The 18,706-nt window shown below is 45.3% G+C and carries 17 protein-coding genes; 4 read left to right on the top strand and 13 right to left on the bottom strand.

The genetic code is table 11. From position 1 onward, the window contains the following. Positions 1 to 3 precede the first annotated feature (3 nt). The 4 genes from B3F51_RS03740 to B3F51_RS03725 all read right to left on the bottom strand — a co-directional run bounded on the left by B3F51_RS03740 (position 4) and on the right by B3F51_RS03725 (position 4,060). Positions 4 to 819, bottom strand: a complete 816-nt coding sequence (locus tag B3F51_RS03740) for a transporter substrate-binding domain-containing protein (protein ID WP_286945545.1) — start codon at positions 817 to 819, stop codon at positions 4 to 6. A gap of 21 nt (positions 820 to 840) precedes the next feature. Further along, positions 841 to 1,140 (bottom strand): cupin domain-containing protein, encoded by a 300-nt coding sequence (locus tag B3F51_RS03735; RefSeq protein ID WP_148638144.1) that lies wholly within the window; start codon positions 1,138 to 1,140, stop codon positions 841 to 843. Positions 1,141 to 1,193: 53 nt separating this feature from the next. Continuing rightward, the gene (locus B3F51_RS03730; RefSeq protein ID WP_286945542.1) at positions 1,194 to 2,144 is read right to left on the bottom strand and encodes a YbgA family protein; all 951 of its coding nucleotides are present in this window, start codon (positions 2,142 to 2,144) and stop codon (positions 1,194 to 1,196) included. 158 nt (positions 2,145 to 2,302) lie between these two features. Continuing rightward, on the bottom strand, positions 2,303 to 4,060 hold the full coding sequence (locus B3F51_RS03725; RefSeq protein ID WP_349680184.1) for a GGDEF domain-containing protein: 1,758 nt from the start codon (positions 4,058 to 4,060) through the stop codon (positions 2,303 to 2,305). A gap of 225 nt (positions 4,061 to 4,285) precedes the next feature. Between B3F51_RS03725 and B3F51_RS03720 the strand changes: the two genes are divergently transcribed. Together B3F51_RS03720 and B3F51_RS03715 are read left to right on the top strand one after the other, a co-directional pair. Continuing rightward, positions 4,286 to 5,461, top strand: a complete 1,176-nt coding sequence (locus B3F51_RS03720) for an iron-containing alcohol dehydrogenase (RefSeq protein ID WP_148638146.1) — start codon at positions 4,286 to 4,288, stop codon at positions 5,459 to 5,461. Then, a complete protein-coding gene (locus tag B3F51_RS03715) occupies positions 5,433 to 6,932 on the top strand; it encodes a bifunctional diguanylate cyclase/phosphohydrolase (protein WP_286945540.1) in 1,500 nt (499 codons plus the stop codon). The genes B3F51_RS03720 and B3F51_RS03715 overlap by 29 nt, the downstream gene beginning before the upstream one ends. 26 nt (positions 6,933 to 6,958) lie before the next feature. Here B3F51_RS03715 and B3F51_RS03710 read toward each other — a convergent pair whose 3' ends face one another. Beyond that, positions 6,959 to 8,842, bottom strand: a complete 1,884-nt coding sequence (locus tag B3F51_RS03710; protein WP_286806478.1) for a sensor domain-containing diguanylate cyclase/phosphohydrolase — start codon at positions 8,840 to 8,842, stop codon at positions 6,959 to 6,961. A 480-nt stretch (positions 8,843 to 9,322) separates the two neighbouring features. On the opposite strand from B3F51_RS03710, the gene B3F51_RS03705 reads away from it, so the two are divergent. Together B3F51_RS03705 and B3F51_RS03700 are read left to right on the top strand one after the other, a co-directional pair. After that, a complete protein-coding gene (locus tag B3F51_RS03705; protein WP_286945538.1) occupies positions 9,323 to 9,823 on the top strand; it encodes a DUF6323 family protein in 501 nt (166 codons plus the stop codon). Further along, the gene (locus B3F51_RS03700) at positions 9,813 to 11,177 is read left to right on the top strand and encodes a DUF6179 domain-containing protein (protein WP_286945536.1); all 1,365 of its coding nucleotides are present in this window, start codon (positions 9,813 to 9,815) and stop codon (positions 11,175 to 11,177) included. Before B3F51_RS03705 ends, B3F51_RS03700 begins: the two co-directional genes overlap by 11 nt. Positions 11,178 to 11,179: 2 nt before the next feature. On the opposite strand, the gene B3F51_RS03695 is transcribed toward B3F51_RS03700, so the two are convergent. The 8 genes from B3F51_RS03695 to B3F51_RS03660 all read right to left on the bottom strand — a co-directional run bounded on the left by B3F51_RS03695 (position 11,180) and on the right by B3F51_RS03660 (position 18,671). Continuing rightward, positions 11,180 to 11,890, bottom strand: a complete 711-nt coding sequence (locus B3F51_RS03695) for a flavodoxin family protein (RefSeq protein WP_286807765.1) — start codon at positions 11,888 to 11,890, stop codon at positions 11,180 to 11,182. A gap of 51 nt (positions 11,891 to 11,941) precedes the next feature. Further along, positions 11,942 to 12,331 carry a PaaI family thioesterase gene (locus B3F51_RS03690; RefSeq protein WP_250934022.1) on the bottom strand — a complete coding sequence of 130 codons (390 nt, stop codon included), beginning with the start codon at positions 12,329 to 12,331 and terminating at the stop codon, positions 11,942 to 11,944. 83 nt (positions 12,332 to 12,414) lie between these two features. Then, entirely contained in the window at positions 12,415 to 12,999 is a 585-nt protein-coding gene (locus B3F51_RS03685) for a class I SAM-dependent methyltransferase (RefSeq protein WP_286945535.1), read from the bottom strand. Positions 13,000 to 13,113: 114 nt separating this feature from the next. Continuing rightward, complete coding sequence (gene nspC / locus B3F51_RS03680; RefSeq protein WP_250934024.1) at positions 13,114 to 14,250, bottom strand: carboxynorspermidine decarboxylase; 1,137 nt, start codon at positions 14,248 to 14,250, stop codon at positions 13,114 to 13,116. A gap of 11 nt (positions 14,251 to 14,261) precedes the next feature. Further along, positions 14,262 to 15,461, bottom strand: coding sequence for a saccharopine dehydrogenase family protein (locus tag B3F51_RS03675; RefSeq protein ID WP_286945533.1), 1,200 nt, complete (start codon positions 15,459 to 15,461; stop codon positions 14,262 to 14,264). An 87-nt stretch (positions 15,462 to 15,548) separates the two neighbouring features. Beyond that, positions 15,549 to 16,397, bottom strand: coding sequence for an agmatinase (speB, locus tag B3F51_RS03670; protein WP_286945531.1), 849 nt, complete (start codon positions 16,395 to 16,397; stop codon positions 15,549 to 15,551). Next, on the bottom strand, positions 16,387 to 17,238 hold the full coding sequence (gene speE, locus B3F51_RS03665) for a polyamine aminopropyltransferase (RefSeq protein WP_070370930.1): 852 nt from the start codon (positions 17,236 to 17,238) through the stop codon (positions 16,387 to 16,389). The genes speB and speE overlap by 11 nt, the downstream gene beginning before the upstream one ends. Before the next feature lie 2 nt (positions 17,239 to 17,240). Beyond that, positions 17,241 to 18,671 carry an aminotransferase class I/II-fold pyridoxal phosphate-dependent enzyme gene (locus B3F51_RS03660; protein WP_349680185.1) on the bottom strand — a complete coding sequence of 477 codons (1,431 nt, stop codon included), beginning with the start codon at positions 18,669 to 18,671 and terminating at the stop codon, positions 17,241 to 17,243. Positions 18,672 to 18,706 lie beyond the last annotated feature (35 nt).

Here is an 18,706-nt window from a genome sequence, read left to right as displayed (position 1 = left end):
ACCTTAATCAAAAAACCATGGAAAGCCAAGTGCATCAAAGGTTTGTTTTTCTTCCTTCAGGTATTTATCGGTCAATTCTACAAAGCCCCCCTGAGCTTTGAATTCTTCAATAAAACTGTCTATTTGTATCAAAAGTTCTTCATTCCCCTTATTCACCGCAATTCCCCAGCTTTCACTGTCCTGAAAGGGAATCAGAATGGCTTTGGTGGTATCCGGATTGGCTTTATTTTGGCGGTAAATAGTCAGCTGATCATAAATAAAGGCATCCGCTTTTCCCTGGGTTACTTCAGTGACACAGGCAGTTTCAGATGAAAGCGCATTAACTGTGGCATTGGTTAGATTCTTTGTAGCATAAATATTTCCGGTGGTTCCTTTTTTAACATCCACAACTTTGCCTGGCTGATTCAAATCTTCGGCCTGATTGATATTGGCATTTTTATTAACCAGCAGCGCCAGATAGGACTTGGCATAAGGCACCGAAAAATCCACCACGTCTTTTCGTTCATCGGTGATGGTCATTGACGAAATAACCACATCTACCTTGCCCGTCTGCAGTGATGGAATCAGTCCATCCCAATTGGTATTTTCAATCTGAACCGGCCGGCCCAGATATTCACCCAGTGCATAGGCCAAATCAACACTGATCCCGCTGGGATTGCCCTGCTCATCCTTTGTTTCAAAGGGTGGGTAAGCCAATTCCATCCCAACGGTCAACGTTTTTTTTTTACTTTCCGTTCCTTTGCTGGCGGTGCTGCATCCCATCAGCAGTGATCCGGCAATAGCAAGTACCATTATCATTAAGCCTAGTTTCTTCATCATTTATGCTCCTTCTTTGCAAACCTAATAAAACACGCATAACCAGATACAGGGCGGATCGGCTGAGGTGTAGGCGACCCGATGCTTCTGGTGGGGCGGGATTAACAGGGTGTCCCCTTTTACCAGGACGACTGTCTTGTTGCCTTCAAATACCAGTTGAGCCCGTCCCTCCAATAAAATCACATATTCGGTTTCCGCCTGATCGTACCAGTCAGACGTTTGGCCGGTACTGACAATCCGTTCAATCCGGACCACATCGTTCTGCGCCAGAACCGATGTCACTTCGTTTTCCATGGGAAATCCGGGCATTTCATAAATATTCATTATTACCTCATTATCCAATCATATCATAAAATTGAGCTGGAAAACAATTCCCTTTATTTCCTGATCAGATCTTCCATTTTTCCCGAATCACTGATATCCATCAGTTCTTCCGGAAACGGGGCCCAGATGGTCTGCTCCAGAAGATAGGGATCGTTATATTTAATGACATAAGACTTAAGGACATTGATCGGTACACTGAGGGGAATTTTCCCGCTCTTATATTTTTCAAAACTATCCAATACAAAGTTTTTTTCGCCACTGGAAAGGTATTCTGAAAAATAACCAAAAATATGCAGCATCACATTAATATAATTACTATACCGGGGAATTCTCAAAAAAGCAATGCCAAGATGGGCTTTATAGCTACTAAAGACCTGTTCGAGTGGTAGCTTATCATGATTGGCAACAATTCGGCCCAATTCTTTCTGCTCTTTCTGACTATAAGCCATCAGCAAATATTTGTTTTGGGCCTGAAATTTAACCAGCGCCGCCATTGTTTTGGCTTTTTCCACCTGGCGATAACGGCACAGCGTATAGAGTTTAGCCAGAAAATGCTCTCTAATTCTAAAATTAGTTAACCGGCCCTCTTCTTCGATGGCCAGATAAGGATAGCGTTTAAATACCTGACCCGCAAAAATGCCCTGACCTTTAATCGAACCCGTGGTCTTAGCTTTACCCAGATAAACTTTGACGTCTTTGGTACCGCAGGATGGTGAACGCCCTTTTAAAATGAAACCGTCCACGGCCTTCAGGCTGTCAAAAAAAGCATCACTAAAGGCAATCATTTCTCCGGTATATTCGGTATCCGAGGCTGGTTGATACAAAACAAGCTGCTCGTTTTCCATCACCAGGCGAACCGGGTTGCGGGGCACCCCCAGGCCAATTTCCACCTCGGCGCAAACCGGATGATAGTCCACATAGTCTTTTAGTTTTTCGACAAACTTATCCGGCAGTGTTTGTCCATTATATCGGCAGGCATCAAAGCCCATGCATTTACTGACCACAACCTGGGGTCTTTATTCCTTTTCCATTTTGGTCACCTCGTTTCTTTATCTCAACCCCTATTTACCCATTTGCCAAAAGCTTCAATCATCAAAGCTCTCAGTCCTGTTGCCGAAAAAAAACAGACACGCTCTGCGCATCTGTTTTTGGACTGCCCGGTTTAACTCAACAGGTAATTACTACCCGGTTTTTTCTTGCATTTCTTTTTAATTTTTGCGGCTGTTTCGGCCAGTTCAAAAATCGTTTTGCTGTGATCGCTGGCCACACCGGCAATTGAAACTGACAAAAAGGGGAAATTCTCCTCCACATCCTTGCGATCTTTGGAGGTGATATAGCCTTTGTCAATGTCTTCCTTACTGTAATATTTAATCACGGCCTCGTTAAAGGCATGCATGATACTGATACACAGCTGCTCGGTTTTCTTTTTGGGGACAATGGCAATAAAGTCATCCCCACCAATATGACCAATAAAATACTCGCTTGGAATCCGGGTTTTTAAGATCTCGGCAAACTCCTTCAATACCCGATCGCCATTTTCAAAGCCATACAGATCGTTATAGGCCTTAAAATTATCCAGATCAAAATATAGAATCGTTTTTTTGTCCTTGGATTTAAGGGCCTTTTCCAGCTGTTGTTCAATCATCAGGTTTCCCGGAAGTTCAGTCAGCGGATTCAGGTGTTTCGCATAGACAAACTCAATTTCGATCAGTTTTTCCATCAGGTCTTTAACCGTCACAATGCCCTGAAACTGATTATCCCGGGTTACCACAATAAAATCATAAATTTTATCAAAATCCCGCTGCATCGCATTTTTCCCGACAACATCAATGGTGGCCAGGCAATCCACGTCCATAAAATCGGTATCCATGATATTGCGAACCGGTTTATTGGCATAAAGAATGTAGCCGTATTGACCGCTAATCCGTTTATAAAGGGCATTTCGGGTAATCACCCCGATCGGCATCTGATCTTCAACCACACAAAAGCCGGCGCGGGTTTCATTTTCTTTAAACATTTCATGGACCTGTGAAACAAGGATATCCGGCGTTATGGTTTTCTCTTGCTTACAAATGCTCTCAATCCGGTCATCGAGAACCCGATGATCCAATAATTTTCTTTTCCTGGCATTCTCTTTCATAACAATTTCAAGCACATCCTTTGAGATTGAATTTAGAATTCCATTGGGCTTTTGAATAAAATAACCTTGTCCATACGAAACCCCAATTTCGATGAGTGTCAGCAGTTCTTCCTTCGTCTCGATCCCCTCGGCAATCAGTGCCGTTTCAGTATATTCTGAAAACTCATTCAGACATCTTACCAGAGATTGTTTTGTCATGTCTTTGTCGATATCCCGGATCAGTTTCATATCCAGCTTAATATAATTGGGATGAATATCCGAGATCAAATTCAATCCCGAGTATCCGGCCCCGGCATCATCGATGGCAATCCGATAATCCTGCTCTTTATAATTGTCAATGGTTTTAATAAAATCCGCCAGGTGATTAATGGCCTCGCTTTCGGTAATCTCGAAAATAATACGCTTGGGATCAATATCAAATTTTTCCAGATACTCCCGGGTAAATCCTTTTCTGAATTGGACATCCTGCATAATATTAGGGTTCACATTTAAAAAAAGTTTGAACTCACTTTCGATTTTAAAGGCCGCTTCAAAGGCTTTTGACCGACACAAAAATTCCAGCTCCCAAAGCTTATTGAATTTCTGGGCACATTTGAACAGCATATCCGGATTATGAAGCAACGAAGCAACCGGCCCCCGACTCAGCGCCTCGTAACCATGGACGGTTCCGTCTTGCAATGACACAATGGGCTGAAAAACGGTGCTGATTTTCTTCTGATAGAGTATTTCCAAGAGCTCTCCTCTCAACCGCTCTTCTTCTTTATTCTGATTGATATCCAAACACATTCCTCCCCATTGTTGATGTCACAAATTATAACCATGAGAGCTGGTTATTAATATTATCATCCGGTTAAATTTACGTTAATTTTCATCGGATACGGGTACCTATTCTAGATAAAGCTTTTTTTAATTATAATATTTTACATCTTCGAAATGTTTACAGAAAGAATATCAACTGTTATACTTAAATAACAGATTTTCACACGAGAATGAGAGGTTATTGTTATGGCTGAAACTCTATTGGAACTAAGAAAATTTGTGATCCCGGAAATAATCATTGGTGTCGATGCCCGCTTGTTGATTGGTCGTTACATATCTCATTTTAATGCCAAAAAACCGCTGATTGTCACCGATAAAAATATTCATGACTTTGACTGGTTTCACGAAACCGTCGATCAGATCCGTCCCCATGTTGAAAAACTGTGTATTTTCGATGAAACCACCCCTAATCCCAAGGATATCGAAGCGATGATCGGTGCAGAGCTTTTTTTGTCGCTGGGGTGCGACCTGATCATTGCCATTGGGGGCGGTAGCGCCATCGACTGTGCGAAATGCATCAGTATTGTGGCTACCAACGGTGGCAATGTCCTTGATTACGAAGGGGTTGATGAAGTGCAGATGCCCGGGCCACCGCTGATCTGTATTCCCACCACCGCCGGATCCTCTGCCGATGTTTCCCAGTTTGCCATTATCAAGGATACTGCTGCCAATATTAAACGGGCGATCATCAGTAAAAAGGTGGTTCCCGATCTGGCCCTGATCGATCCGGTTCCGCTGATGTCCATGGATCCCTATTTAACCGCCTGTACTGCCATGGATGCCCTGACCCATGCCATCGAAGCCTATGTATCCAATACCCATTCAGCCCTGACCGACGTTCATGCCCTGGAATCCATCGGTCTGATTAATCAAGCCGTCGAACAATCCGTCACACCCGCACGAAGCATTGAAACGATGTTTCAGCTGATGCTGGGTTCCCTCCAGGCCGGATTGGCCTTTTCCAATGCCAGTCTCGGTGCTGTCCATGCCATGTCCCATTCCATGGGCGGTCTGCTGGATTTACCCCATGGCGAATGTAACAGCATTCTGCTTGAGCACATTATCCGCATTAATTTTGAAACCGTACCTGACCGCTATCGGGATATCGCCAGACAACTCGGTTTGCTGGTGGATAATGTCAGTGATTATTTACTGCTTGAAATGATCACGACCCGGATCGCTTCGATGCGGAAAAACCTGAATATTCCTGCCAGTATTATGGTGCCGAATCTCAAAGAAAGCACCCTTGACTATCTGGTGGAAAACGCTCTCAATGATCCCTGCATGGTGACCAATCCCAGAGTCTTGACAAAAGAAGAGGTGAGAACTATTTATGGACGAGTATTGGAATCACAAAAATAAAAAAGAGATCACCCGGGAAACGATAATCGGCCTGGGCGAAAACTCTTTTAAAAAAAATTACTACTCTGAACTCCAAACAAAACTGCTGGATCTGGAACGAATCAACAGCCGAACCCGAGCTTTAATCGCCACCATCCCCGATATTCTGCTGATCAGCAATGGCGAAGGACAGATTACACCCCTTAATCCTTCGTTGAATACCGGATCGTATGCCCTTCTGGAAATCATGCGCAATCCGATTCTGATGGCCGATTTAAAGCAGGTGATTGACCTGGTTATGCGAACCCGGGTTTTATCGGATTATTATTTTTCGATGACCTTTAAAGATTCCCTTCATTATTTTGAAGTCCGGGTTCAGATTTCCAGCTTTGATGAAGTTCTGATTATGATCCGGGATATGACCGAACGGGTCATCATGGAAAAGAAACTCCGGGATCTGGTGGATAAAGATACCCTGACCCATATCGCCAACCGCCGCTTTTTTGAGGCTGAATTGGAACAGCTCAACAACCGGGAGATCAAGAATTTAACCATTTTATTACTGGATATTGATGGCCTCAAATTTGTCAATGACACGCTGGGACATTTACTGGGAGACCAGGTGATTGTCTCGGCCAGTCAGGTTATTGGCCGGTGTTTTCAAGCATTGGGAATTGTTTCCCGAATTGGTGGTGATGAATTCGGGGTAATTGTCAAAAATCAGCCGTCGGATACCATCGAATCAGCCCTGGAAAAAATGAATGCCCATTTAAAATGCTTAAATGAACTGCCGGATGCAACCTTTAAAATATCGCTTTCCTATGGTTACTCCTATCACCCTTGTGGCTTGGTCAACACCAACTTTCTCTTTCAGGAAGCCGACAATAATATGTATCAGAACAAACTGCTAAAAGAATCCAGCACCCGTAACAATCTGGTTAAAACCTTAATGAAAGCCCTGGAAGCTAAAGATTACGTCACCGAAGGCCATACCAGTCGCATGGATACCCTGGCCACCCTCATCGGACAGGCTCTGCGTTTACCCCAGAATGTTATGGATCGAATTCAATTGCTGACCAAATTCCATGATATCGGCAAGGTCGGTATTCCCGACAGCATCCTCAAGAAGCCCAGTGCTTTAACCCCCGACGAATGGAAGGTGATGAAAACCCATTGCGCCATCGGCGAGCGGATTGCCAATGAATCCTCGGAATTGAAAGATATTTCCCATCTGATTTTGAAACATCAGGAAAAATGGGATGGCACCGGCTATCCCCTGGGCCTCGCTGGCGAAGACATTCCGATTGAATGTCGGGTTCTATCGATTGTCGATTCCTACGATGCCATGACCAATGACCGCCCCTACCGGGGCGCACTTTCCCCCGAAACCGCCATCAATGAAATTGTTTCCTGTGCCGGTTCCCAATTTGATCCCGGTATGGTAAAAATTTTCTGCAAAGTTATTGAACAACATTTAAGACCTCAGCAATAATTTATTACTGAGGCCTTTTTGTGCCCTTACCGGGTTATTTTAGTTGTATAGGTTTGCTCATCACGAATCACTTTTTCCAGGGCCGCAACAACATCCGGATCGTAATGGGTCCCCACATTCCGTTTCATTTCTTCCAGTGCATCATCAATGCTGATCGCTGGACGATAGTCGGTATCTGCTGTCATATCGTCAAATCGTTCACCAACTGCAATAATCCGGGCCAGCTTGGGTATTTCTTTACCCATGAGTCCTTGGGGATAGCCGCTTCCATCCCAACGTTCATGATGTCCCAAAACAATATTGGCCAAATCGACGGTATGATCAAAGGCATTGAGAATCCGAAAGCCAACCACCGGATGCATTTTCATCTCTTTATAGGTGTCATCAATCACATATTCATTTTTTCTGGCGATCTCTTTATCCAAGGCCACTTTTCCAATATCATGAAGATACGCAGCCTTTGACACCTTGTTAATCTCAGCTTCAGACAAATTCATTTTGCGGGCAATTTTTTTGCAAATCTCACTGGTTCTCCGGGCATGCTCAGCTTCGGCTGGCAATTCACCATACAGCTTATCGAGAATATTATTAAAAGTATCTTCCTTCTTTTTCCCCCGATTTATGGTTTTTTTCATATACATGTTGTCTTCAGCGCTGGCAATAATGACTTCAATATTTTCTTCCGGCTCATATTTTGTCGCAACACCCAGGGACACATTTCCCTGGATCGACTTAATTTTTTCTTTGCTGAAATTATCTTTAATTCGATCCGAAAGCCTTTGGGCATCTTTTTTTTCGGTTTGCGGCAGCAAAATGGCAAATTCGTCTCCGCCCCAGCGGGCAATAATATCATCGGCCCGACAGACCTTTTTAAATATTTCCGAAACCTTTTTGATCAATTCATCGCCAGCATCATGGCCAAAAATATCATTCGTTAGTTTTAACCCGTCCACATCACCAATAATAACTGACAGGGGCAGATTTCTTTCGGTATTGAGGCGAATCAGTTCTTCTTCAAAAAAGCGTCGATTATATAAACCGGTGAGGGCATCATGAAAACTGTTATACTCAATGGCCGCTCTTTTTTCTTTCTTTTCGGTAACATCTCTAAAGATAACAATGGCTCCGTCAATATGGCCCTCTTCGTCACTGATGGGGGCAACACTGTCTTCCAGGTGATATTTTCTTCCATCCCGGGAAACCAGCAGCACATGGGTGTCGAATTCTTTCATGGCGTTATCTCGAAAGGCTTCTGCAATATGATCCGGCACGAGATCCGCCTGTTTTTCGTCCTCCAGGACGAAAACCAGAGAATAGTGTTTCCCCAGCGCTTCTCTGACCGGCCAGCCGGTCATTTCCTCCGCCGTGTTATTAAGCATCTCAATCTTACCCAGGGGATCAACAATCATAACCCCATCACTGATTGACATCAATGTTTTTAGGTATTTTTCCCGATTCTTCTCCGACGCCGAGCGGATATAGGCCCCAACCCCAAACTTGCCGTTTAGCAGATCCACTGGAAATTTGGTGGTTTTAAAAATCTTACCCTTCCATAACATCTCATCGGTCACAAAGGTTTTGGTCGCTAAAACCTTTTTATCGGTTTCTCGCTCTTTGATCGCCATCTTTTCTTCCAGGATTTCGAAATCACCCTGACCAATAATATCTTCGGAGTTGATCCCATAAAAATCTTCCATGGCCAGGTTGATAAAAATATAGTTTAATTGATCATCTTTTAGGGATACCGGAATCTCCTCAGACTCGATGAAGGTCTGAACCAGCTCATTAAACCGACGTATCTCCCGTTCTTTTTTTCTTTTTCTGCCTCTTTTAAGAATAAAATACAGCCCCAGACCAAATAAAAAAAGAATAATCAGGATAACTGCAATATTCAATACTGTTATATTCATATTTTTCCTTCTTCAATCAGCAGGTTAACGTTTAACCTTGGCGATCTCTTCCTGTTATCTCTAATTTTATGAAAAGGTATGCTTTTGCGCAGAATATTTTACGATAATTAAATATTATATCAGTTTTACATTATGATCTGTTTAAAGAAATGGTTTTTCTTAATTATTTTCGATTTTTGACGCAATCCAATTAGTTCTAGTATGCCATTTTTAGGCAATGATCGTCAATAGAATTAATAAAAATCAAGTTACCTAAACGCTAGTTTATCTACCTCAGACAACTAAAGACAAAAAACAGCTGCCGTTTCTTTAACAGCACCTGTTTTGTATTAATAATTATTGATTTATCCAATCATTCGTGGTATCATCTAATGAATGAACAAAATAACCCATTTTATTATTTTATGAACTTATCTTATCATATTTCGACACCTTTGTCAACAGTTAATTTATTTTTTTGTAAGCCCGGGAGGTAACCATATGTCGTTTGAACTGATGCTGTTTGATAATTTTCTGATTGAAAAACAGGCCGTTTCGGAAGTGTTGCTATGTAATAAAATTACGGCCGACTATTCACTGGTCTTGTCTGAAGAGCAGGCGCTGGAACTGGTTGAAACCCGCTCCTATTCGCTGAAGAATGTTGGCCGGGTCGAATTTGGCGGCGGAATTATTGAAAAAGTCATTCTGACCTTTGCCGACAGCCCCTATATCGCCCAATATCGCTATGCAGAAATCATAAATGAGCTGGTTGAAATCTTTTATTATTTCAAGAATGAAACCCTGGATTTAATGAGCGATGATGATCTGATTGGCTATATGAAAAAATACTATGATGGGGTCTGTCAGGGTTCTCTGGATCAACTTAAATATCGGGAACTGGAACGAATGGCTAAAAATGTCCGGCTGGGACTTGATCCTGATTATAACGATCTTTATGATAGTGAAAAATTGATGGAAGATGAGGATGAAGATGAAGAATAAGATCAAAAAACAGTCTATGATCGATGGCGACAAGCTCAGTGGCGAATTTTATTTTCAGTCACTGCTCCAGGAGGCCTATGTCAAGGGTGTCCTAAGTTCTAAAGAATCCGAACGTATTCAACTGGAGTGTCTTAAACTGCTGGCCGACAGTACTGAGCGGTTTACCCGGGGCCAAAGCAGCTCGATCCGGGTTGAAATCGCTCAGGGCATTATGGCTTCCAACCTCTTTACCATCGGCATCTACCTTAAATCACTGCCCGATCTAGACACCACCATCTTTCATATCCAAAATGAACCGCTTGAAAAACTCTATGAATATGGTTTAGCGGTACTGAAGCGAAAAATAAATGTGGCCCATTATTTTTATAACCGGGTTTGCAAAAGCAAGCTAAAAACCGCAAATCAAGCCTACAATCTCACCATTGACCAGGGTTTTAAGCCCTTTTTTGAAAGCTATGAAATCAATTTTCATGCCCATGAAATCCCCAGTGACATCGACTATCAACTGATCCATCCAGTTACGGATCTGGCCGGGGTTGAGTTCGTCATCAAGTATCTGGAAAGCCTCTATTATGAAAATCTATTTTGTTCCTATTTTGATGCCGATACTATCCATGAAGTGATGAGCGGTTATGATCCGTCCTACAAATATCTCCTCGATAATATCTGTGCCCAGGTTTTGCAAAATGCCCTGGGTTGTCAGTTATTGACTGCGCCCCCAGACCGGCTGGATTTCAGCCCGGCCGATCTCAATGCGCTGGATAAAAAATTAAAAAATCACAGTCAGGCTGAGCTCCAAACGCAGTTGGAAACAGCGGCCCGGGAACTTATTACCGATCTGAAACTAACCAATCGGTCTCTGAAAAAGTACCTGCTAACCAGCCTCCCGAAAATCACCCCCACTGTTTTTCAGGGTCTGGCCACCCACTCTCTTAATAAGGTTTTTGTGCCCCGGTATAATCCTAATATCAAGTCCATTGTCCATTACAATATGGGCATTAAAATGGATGACAAGGCTTATCGGGAAATGATTATGGAGTTTTTGTCCTGCCGTTTTTTCGACGACAAGCTGGCCATCATTAAAGAACAGATTAAAACCCTGGCCGATATGGAAGACCTGCTCATCGCCGGCGAACTGGAGCCCACCGAAGCAGCCATGATCTTTGATCTGCTGGAGGACATTGAGCTGGCGGTGCTGACCAAACGTCATCCCCTCCATCCGGCCATTGACGCCATTGATTTTTCCGCTTCCGAAATCCGGATGCAGCAAAATCTGGATGCCTATCTTAGGACACTGCCCCGGGAGCGGTTGGCTAAAATTCTCAGTATGACCACCACCATTGAGGTCGTCTAAATTTAAAAGGGCTTCGTCCCACTTAACCAGCCCTGGGCTTCCCAGTGGTTGCGATCGGTGGGATTCCAGTCGTTCTTTTTCATCATATCTTTCATCATCACAAACATGATTTTTCGAAACAGGGGCGCAGCGCTGTGTTCGATATTAGCCACCGCTGCGGTGGCTTTTTGGGCCAACTGGGCCATGTCTTTTTCAATTTGACTACGCTTTTTGTCGGATATCTCACGCCAATTCATGGCGGCCACTGCCTGCTTACTGGCAAACCGTTTTTTTACCCCCCAGAATTTCAGACTGTTCTGCATCGTTTTGGTGGTGTGGGAAAGACCCGCACCGGCCGTGGTGGCAAAACTGATACCCACCTTATTAAACATCTTCGGATTGGGTCGGTGGCTGAGCCACATAAAGCAGAGATGATCCAGTAAAGCTTTTAACTGACCGCTAACATCCAATCCATAAACCGAAGAGGTCAGAATCACCAGATCGGCCTCTTCCAAAGCGGTAACAATGGGCCGGATCTGATCGGCGTGGGGGCAGGTGTCTTCCCCCTTTAAGAAGCAGGAAAAACAACCGCTGCAAAAATTGGACATGTCTTTGGGCAGATAAAACTCCGTTATCTCAGTAACTACCTGTTTTGAAATATTCTGAACCAGCAACTCTTTACAATTCCAGGTGCTGCCATGACGCATGGTGCCATTGATTACGGTTATTTTCATCTTCTTTTCCTTTCCTGAACTTAGCTTAGCTTCAAATTTTCGAACCGGGTATTAGTTTTTGCTAAAGCCGGTAGCCGTGAATTTGGCAACCAGCACCGCATTGTCTTCATCAAAAATATCCACTGTATAGTTGCAAAGACTTCGGCCAGAAGATGTTTGGCTGGCTTTAGCCAGCAGTGTTTTCCCTTTGGCCGGTTTGAAATAGTTAATATTGGCATTAATGCCGACGGTTACTTTTCCGCTAGCATTGGCTGCCGCCGCAAAGGCAAAATCAGCCAGGGTAAAGATGGCACCGCCCTGGACAATCCCAACCCCATTAAGGTGCTTTTCCTGAATCGCCATTCTGACTTCGGCATAGCCCAGTTCCACTTTGACCAGTTCCAGCCCGACCAGTTTGGCAAACTGGTCGTTTTCGATGATCACAATTTTCTCTTTATCCATCTTTTTTCCTTTCTGATGTCTTAACTGTTAGGTAATTACATAACTGCCGTGAGTATTGTGTTCATTTTACAATTACCTGGTCTTCACTGTTCTTCACTGTTCTTCACCAGCACCAGGCCATAGAAATTTTCAGTGAAAGACTGGGTTTTCTGGCAATAAAAGCCAATTTCTTCCAGCATCGCAATGACGTCATCTTTGTCAATGCGGTGATCAATCGGTGGTCCCATTACGGTTTGGGCTTTTTCCCAATCAATAATCGCCAGCTTACCACCAGGTTTTAAAATCCGGCTAATTTCTTCCAGAAACTGATTCTTATCAACAATTTCGTGGATCACATTGACCAGTAGTGCAAAAGAGACCGCTTCATCAGGAATCAGCAGATCCAGTTCTTCGGATTTTACGGTTTTTATATTGTTCAAACCCGCTGCCTCGCTACGCTGAACAACCTCTGCCAGCATTTCCGGGGAGGTATCCAGGGCATAGGCAATGTTATCAGCAATCATCTTAGCGGCCGGAATGGTAAAATAACCAATCCCACAACCAATATCCGCCACACTGTCGCTTGCTTTTAATCCTAATTTTTCTAGGGTTTCAACTGGCGGCAGGTTTTCCCGGCGCCACTCATTATCCAGTTTCGTTTTATTGTCGGGGTTAAATTTATGTACCATCTCTTTCTCCTGTTCATACATTCATCTCGATAAAATAATTCTAATTTGAGCCATTATACCATAAAGATGCCCGGGTATAGTAACTAAATTTCCCATAAAAAAACCGCCTGCTCTTTATGACAAGCGGTTTTTAAAATCAGTATAGCCAAATTGTTTGACCATCTGAATGGTTTTTTCTCTGGTAAAAATAGCGATTGCTGGGAGATTCATGCCGTTAAAGGTATTGTTTTTAACCATCGAATAAATGGCCATATCACAGAAGATCAGGCGATCACCAATTTCAAGTGGCTTATCAAAGCTGTAATCGCCGATAATATCCCCAGCCAGACAGGTCGGTCCGCCCAGCCGATAGGTAAATGGTTTTTGATCTGGTTGGGCGGCCCCGATAATGTTGGGTCGATAGGGCATTTCCAGCACATCCGGCATATGACAAGCCGCAGAGGTGTCAAGGATGGCGTTGTGAATGCCATTCTCGACGAGATCCAGCACCGTCGCCACCAGAAAGCCGGTGTTCAGCGCCACCGCTTCCCCGGGCTCTAGATAGACCTTCAGCCCGTATCTCTCCTGAATCCGCCTGATACAGGCAATCAGTTTTTCAATGTCATAATCAGCCCGGGTAATGTGATGGCCACCGCCAAAGTTGAGCCATTTCATTTCTGGTAAAAATTCGCCGAATTTTTCTTCCACCGCTTTCAGGGTTTCCTCCAAAGCGTCGGCATTCTGCTCACAGAGGGTGTGAAAATGCAAACCGCTGATACCTTCCAGCAATTCCGGTTTAAACTGAGCCCGGGTGACCCCCATCCGGGACCCGGGTGAACAGGGATCATAAATGGCGTGATCCTGGGTAGACCACTCCGGATTGATCCGAATCCCACACTCCCGGCCGGCCCTTAAGGCCTGATCCTTGTATTTCTGCCACTGATTAAAGGAGTTAAAAACGATATGGTCGCAGAGTCCGACGATTTCGTCAAACTCATCGTCACGATAGGCGGTGGCAAAGACGTGGGTTTCTCCGCCCATTTCCTGATGGCCCAGCCGTGCTTCAAAGAGTCCGCTGGCCGTGGTGCCGGCCAGATAGCGGCCGATCAGGGGGTAGAGCGAAAACATCGAAAACGCCTTTTGAGCCAGCAGAATCCGACACCCGGTGGCTTGCTGGACCCGATCCAGAATTTTTAAGTTTTTAATCAGCAGGCTTTCATCAACCAGATAACAGGGCGTCGGCAGTTCCTTGAAAGCGTCCGTTAATTCCATTTGTGCCATACTTAATCAACCAGCTCCGGTTCAAAACTTTCCTGCCAGGGCAGTCCCCATTTGTTCAGGGCATCCATAAAAGGGTCGGGATCGAACTCTTCGATATTGTAAACCCCCGGTTTTTGCCACTGGCCAGTCATTACCAGCATCGCGCCGATCATCGCCGGTACCCCGGTGGTATAGGAGATCGCCTGGGAACCGACTTCTTTGTAGCATTCTTCGTGATCACAGACGTTGTAGAGGTAGTAGGTTTTATCCTGGCCGTCTTTTTTGCCCTGGAAGATGCAACCGATATTGGTTTTTCCTTTGGTGCGGGGGCCGAGGGTTGACGGATCTGGTAAGACAGCAGCTAAAAACTGCAGCGGGACAATCATCTTGCCCTCATATTCGATCGGTTCAATCGAAGTCATGCCGACATTTTCCAGACATTTCAGGTGGGTCAGATAGCTTTGTCCAAAGGTCATAAAGAAGCGAATCCGTTTGATCCCCTTGATATTTTGACCCAGCGACTCCAATTCTTCGTGGTGGAGCAGATACATATCTTTAGGGCCAATTTCCGGGAAATTATAAACCCGCTTGATTTCCATCGGCTCGGTTTCAATCCACTGTCCGTCTTCCCAGTAGCTACCGTTAGCGGTAACTTCACGAATATTGATTTCGGGATTGAAGTTGGTGGCAAAGGGATAGCCGTGATCACCGGCGTTGGCATCGAGAATATCGATATAATTGATCTCATCAAACTGGTGCTTCAGCGCATAGGCTGAAAAAACACCGGTCACACCGGGGTCAAAGCCACTGCCCAGCAGGGCGGTAATCCCGGCTTTTTCAAACCGTTCCCGATATTCCCACTGCCATTTGTATTCAAATTTAGCAGTATCTTCCGGCTCATAATTGGCCGTATCAACATAATGGGTTTTCGTGGCCAGACAGGCATCCATAATGGTCAGATCCTGATACGGCAGGGCCAGGTTCAAAACCACATCCGGCTTTTCCTTTTCAATCAGCGCAATCAGCTCATCAACATTGTCGGCGTCAACCTGGGCGGTGGTGATTTTGGTGGCTCCGCCATCCAGTTTCTCTTTTAAGGCATCGCACTTGCTTTTGGTTCGGCTGGCAATGCAGATTTCGGTAAACACGTCGCTGTTTTGACAGCATTTATGAATGGCCACACTGGCAACACCGCCGCAACCGATAATTAATGCTTTTCCCATAATTTGTTCCTCCTTAATATTTTCTCTAATACTTTAGGTTATCTCTCAACTACCGTACCGACTCTATTTTTAAAATTTCTAACTCTATTATGCCATCGCCAATAAGAGTTCCCGCAGCACCTTGCAGGCGACAGCGGTGGAAGCGCCGCTCTGGTCATAGACTGGCGAAAGTTCGTTGATGTCACAGCCGACCAGATTCAGCTGGCTGACTTTCCGGATCGCTTCAAGTAGCTCCATAAAGCTGACACCACCGGGTTCCGGAGTACCGGTACCCGGAAAGACGGATGGGTCTAGTACATCCAGATCGAGGGTGAAATAGACCGGCTGGCCGTGGAGTTTTTCGACCACTTCAGCCAGGCCCTTAAAATTAAATTTCTGGGTTGTAACGTGATCTTTGCCCCACTGGAACTCACTGCGTTCGCCGGAGCGGATTCCGAATTGATAGATTCGGCCATCGCCAATGATATCCCAAACCCGGTGCAGCACCGTGGCATGGGACAAGGGGGCCCCCAGATAGTCATCCCGTAAATCGGCATGGGCGTCAAAATGGATCACCTTGAGTTCCGGATATTTCCGGGCCACCGCCCGGACCGCCCCCAGGGTCACCAGATGCTCGCCGCCGATCATCACCGGCCGCTTATTATCTCTTAATACCCGGGTGGTATAGCTTTCAATCGCTGCCAGGGCTTTTTCGGTATCGCCAAAACAAAGTTCCAGATCACCGCCGTCAAAAATGGAATAATCTTCCAGGTCCTTATCCTGATAGGGGCTGTAGGTTTCCAGTCCGTAGGATTCCCCCCGCATGGTGCGGCTGGCAAAGCGGGTGCCGGGACGAAAGGAGGTGGTGGAATCAAAGGGTGCGCCAAAGACGACGATGTCCGATTCCCCATATTCGTTATCACAGCCTAAAAAGGTCTCAATATTTTTATTCAACATCTTTTAACAGCTCCTCCACATAGTTTGGCAACGCAAAGGCGCCAACATGCAATTGGGTATTGTAGTAGCGGGTTTTAAAACCCATGGCATTCCACTTCACCGCCTTTAAATCCTCAAGCGGATGGTATTTCTTGGAGGCAAAGCCGAACAGCCAGTGTCCCGAAGGATAGGTGGGAATATGGGCCTGATAGACCCGGCTGATCGGGAAGGACTCGACAATCCGCTTATGGGCCCGCTGCATGGCCACGGCATCGTCCAGATAAAAGGCACTTTCATGCTGATTGACCATGATTCCGTCTTCTTTTAAGGCCTTATAGCAATTGCCATAGAACTCTTTGGTAAACAGGCCCTCGCCGGGGCCAAAGGGGTCAGTGGAATCAACAATGATCAGATCGTATTCATTTTCGCAACGGCGAATAAATTTCAGACCATCCTGATAGTGGACGGTGACCCGCTCATCGGCAAAGCAGCAGGCCGTTTGAGGCAGATGCTTTTTACAGACTTCCACCACCAGCTCATCAATTTCGACCAGGTCAATCTGTTCAACCAGCGGATAGCGCACCAGCTCGCGGATGGCACCGCCATCACCGCCGCCGATAATCAACACTTTTTTGGCTGCTGGATGAACGGCCATAGGAATATGGACCATCATCTCATGGTAGATAAACTCGTCTTTTTCGGTTAACATCATGTAACCATCCAGGGTCAAAAAGCGGCCAAATTCTTTGGAATCAAAGATGTCGATCCGCTGAAATTCGCTTTGTCCGCAGTAAAGCTGACGATCCACCTGAATGGAAAATTTGACGCTAGGTGTATGTTTTTCGGAAAACCATAATTCCATCTTTAATCCTCCTTCAGCACGTTAAGTTTTTTGATTTCCATGTCTTCGGGGCCAGTTAAAAAACAGCCTTTGTCCTTGACGTATTCAATCGAATCAAGAATTTCTTTGGTAATCATTTCACCGGGAGCCAGAATTGGAATCCCCGGCGGATAGCACATCACAAATTCGCTGCAAATCCGGCCGCCGCTTTTTTCCAGCGGCAAAGCTTCCTTATCGGCATAAAAGGCTTTTTGTGGGGCCACTGCCACCGCCGGATTAATGTATTCATATTGCAGCATCCCGGCCTTGTCTTTTTTATAAATCCGGCGGATTTCGGCCAGCGCCGAGACCAGCCGTTCCAGATTGCGTTGGCTGTCGCCCACTGAAATATAGGCCAGAATATTGCCTACATCCCCAAATTCCACCTGAATGTCGTATTCGTCCCGGAGAATATTGTAAACTTCAATCCCCGCCAACCCGACGTTTAAGGTATTAATCGACAGCTTGGTGGCATCGAAATCGTAAATCGTATCGCCGTTGATCAGTTCTTTGGAATAAGCGTAATAGTCCCCGATCTGATTGATTTCATCCCGGGCGTATTGAGCCATTTCAGTCACTTTTTTAAAGATCTCCTTCCCGTTAACCGCCAGATTTTTGCGGGAAATATCGAGACTGGAAAGTAGCAGATAAGAGCCGCTGGTGGTCTGGGTCAGATTGATAATCTGGCGGACATAGCCGGGGTTCATCCCGGCCCCCACCAATAAAAAAGAGCTTTGCGTCAGCGAGCCGCCGGATTTATGCATACTGACTGAGGCCATATCCGCTCCCGCTGCCATCCCACTGATCGGCATGTTTTCGCCAAAATAGAAATGAGTGCCATGGGCCTCATCGGCCAGCACCAGCATCCCCGCAGCGTGCGCCAATTCAACGATCGCTTTCAGGTTGGAACAGACCCCGTAATAAGTGGGATTATTGACTAAAATCGCTTTAGCATCGGGGTTTTCCCGAATCGCTTTGGTGACGGCAGACAGCGTCATCCCCAAGGAAATACCGATTTCATGGTTGGTTTCAGGATTGACATAAACCGGAATGGCACCGCCCAGGATCATGGCGTTAATGACACTACGGTGGACATTGCGGGGCAGGATAATCTTCTCCCCTTTTTTACAGGCTGACAATACCATGGTTTGAACCGCCGAAGTCGTTCCGTTGACCATAAAAAAGGCTTGCTTAGCGCCAAAGGCATCGGCTGCCAGTTCCTCGGCTTCTTTGATCACCGAAACTGGATGGCAGAGATTATCCAGCGGCTTCATCGAATTGACATCCAGGGTCATACATCGTTCCCCTAAAAATTCCGTTAATTCCGGATTCCCCTTGCCCCGTTTATGGCCGGGTACATCAAAGGGCACCAACCGATTCCGCTTAAACTCATTGAGTGCCGCCATAATCGGCATTCGTTGTTGATTTAATTTTGGCACGTTTTTTTCCT

Source organism: Acetobacterium sp. UBA5834, from assembly GCF_002435675.1.
Lineage (GTDB): Bacteria > Bacillota > Clostridia > Eubacteriales > Eubacteriaceae > Acetobacterium > Acetobacterium wieringae.
The sequence above is the reverse complement of the archived record's forward strand: the minus strand, read 5'-3'. Positions and strand labels throughout refer to the sequence as shown.

Bases quoted from the DNA above. Each gene is read 5' to 3' on its own strand.
- B3F51_RS03740 (WP_286945545.1), bottom strand. From the start codon at position 819: ATGATGAAGAAACTAGGCTTAATGATAATGGTACTTGCTATTGCCGGA.
- B3F51_RS03660 (WP_349680185.1), bottom strand. From the start codon at position 18,671: ATGCCGATTATGGCGGCACTCAATGAGTTTAAGCGGAATCGGTTGGTG.
- B3F51_RS03720 (WP_148638146.1), top strand. From the start codon at position 4,286: ATGGCTGAAACTCTATTGGAACTAAGAAAATTTGTGATCCCGGAAATA.
- B3F51_RS03700 (WP_286945536.1), top strand. From the start codon at position 9,813: ATGAAGAATAAGATCAAAAAACAGTCTATGATCGATGGCGACAAGCTC.
- speB (WP_286945531.1), bottom strand. From the start codon at position 16,397: ATGTTGAATAAAAATATTGAGACCTTTTTAGGCTGTGATAACGAATAT.
- speE (WP_070370930.1), bottom strand. From the start codon at position 17,238: ATGGAATTATGGTTTTCCGAAAAACATACACCTAGCGTCAAATTTTCC.
- B3F51_RS03715 (WP_286945540.1), top strand. From the start codon at position 5,433: ATGGACGAGTATTGGAATCACAAAAATAAAAAAGAGATCACCCGGGAA.
- B3F51_RS03710 (WP_286806478.1), bottom strand. From the start codon at position 8,842: ATGAATATAACAGTATTGAATATTGCAGTTATCCTGATTATTCTTTTT.
- B3F51_RS03685 (WP_286945535.1), bottom strand. From the start codon at position 12,999: ATGGTACATAAATTTAACCCCGACAATAAAACGAAACTGGATAATGAG.
- B3F51_RS03705 (WP_286945538.1), top strand. From the start codon at position 9,323: ATGTCGTTTGAACTGATGCTGTTTGATAATTTTCTGATTGAAAAACAG.
- nspC (WP_250934024.1), bottom strand. From the start codon at position 14,250: ATGGAATTAACGGACGCTTTCAAGGAACTGCCGACGCCCTGTTATCTG.
- B3F51_RS03735 (WP_148638144.1), bottom strand. From the start codon at position 1,140: ATGAATATTTATGAAATGCCCGGATTTCCCATGGAAAACGAAGTGACA.
- B3F51_RS03695 (WP_286807765.1), bottom strand. From the start codon at position 11,890: ATGAAAATAACCGTAATCAATGGCACCATGCGTCATGGCAGCACCTGG.
- B3F51_RS03690 (WP_250934022.1), bottom strand. From the start codon at position 12,331: ATGGATAAAGAGAAAATTGTGATCATCGAAAACGACCAGTTTGCCAAA.
- B3F51_RS03675 (WP_286945533.1), bottom strand. From the start codon at position 15,461: ATGGGAAAAGCATTAATTATCGGTTGCGGCGGTGTTGCCAGTGTGGCC.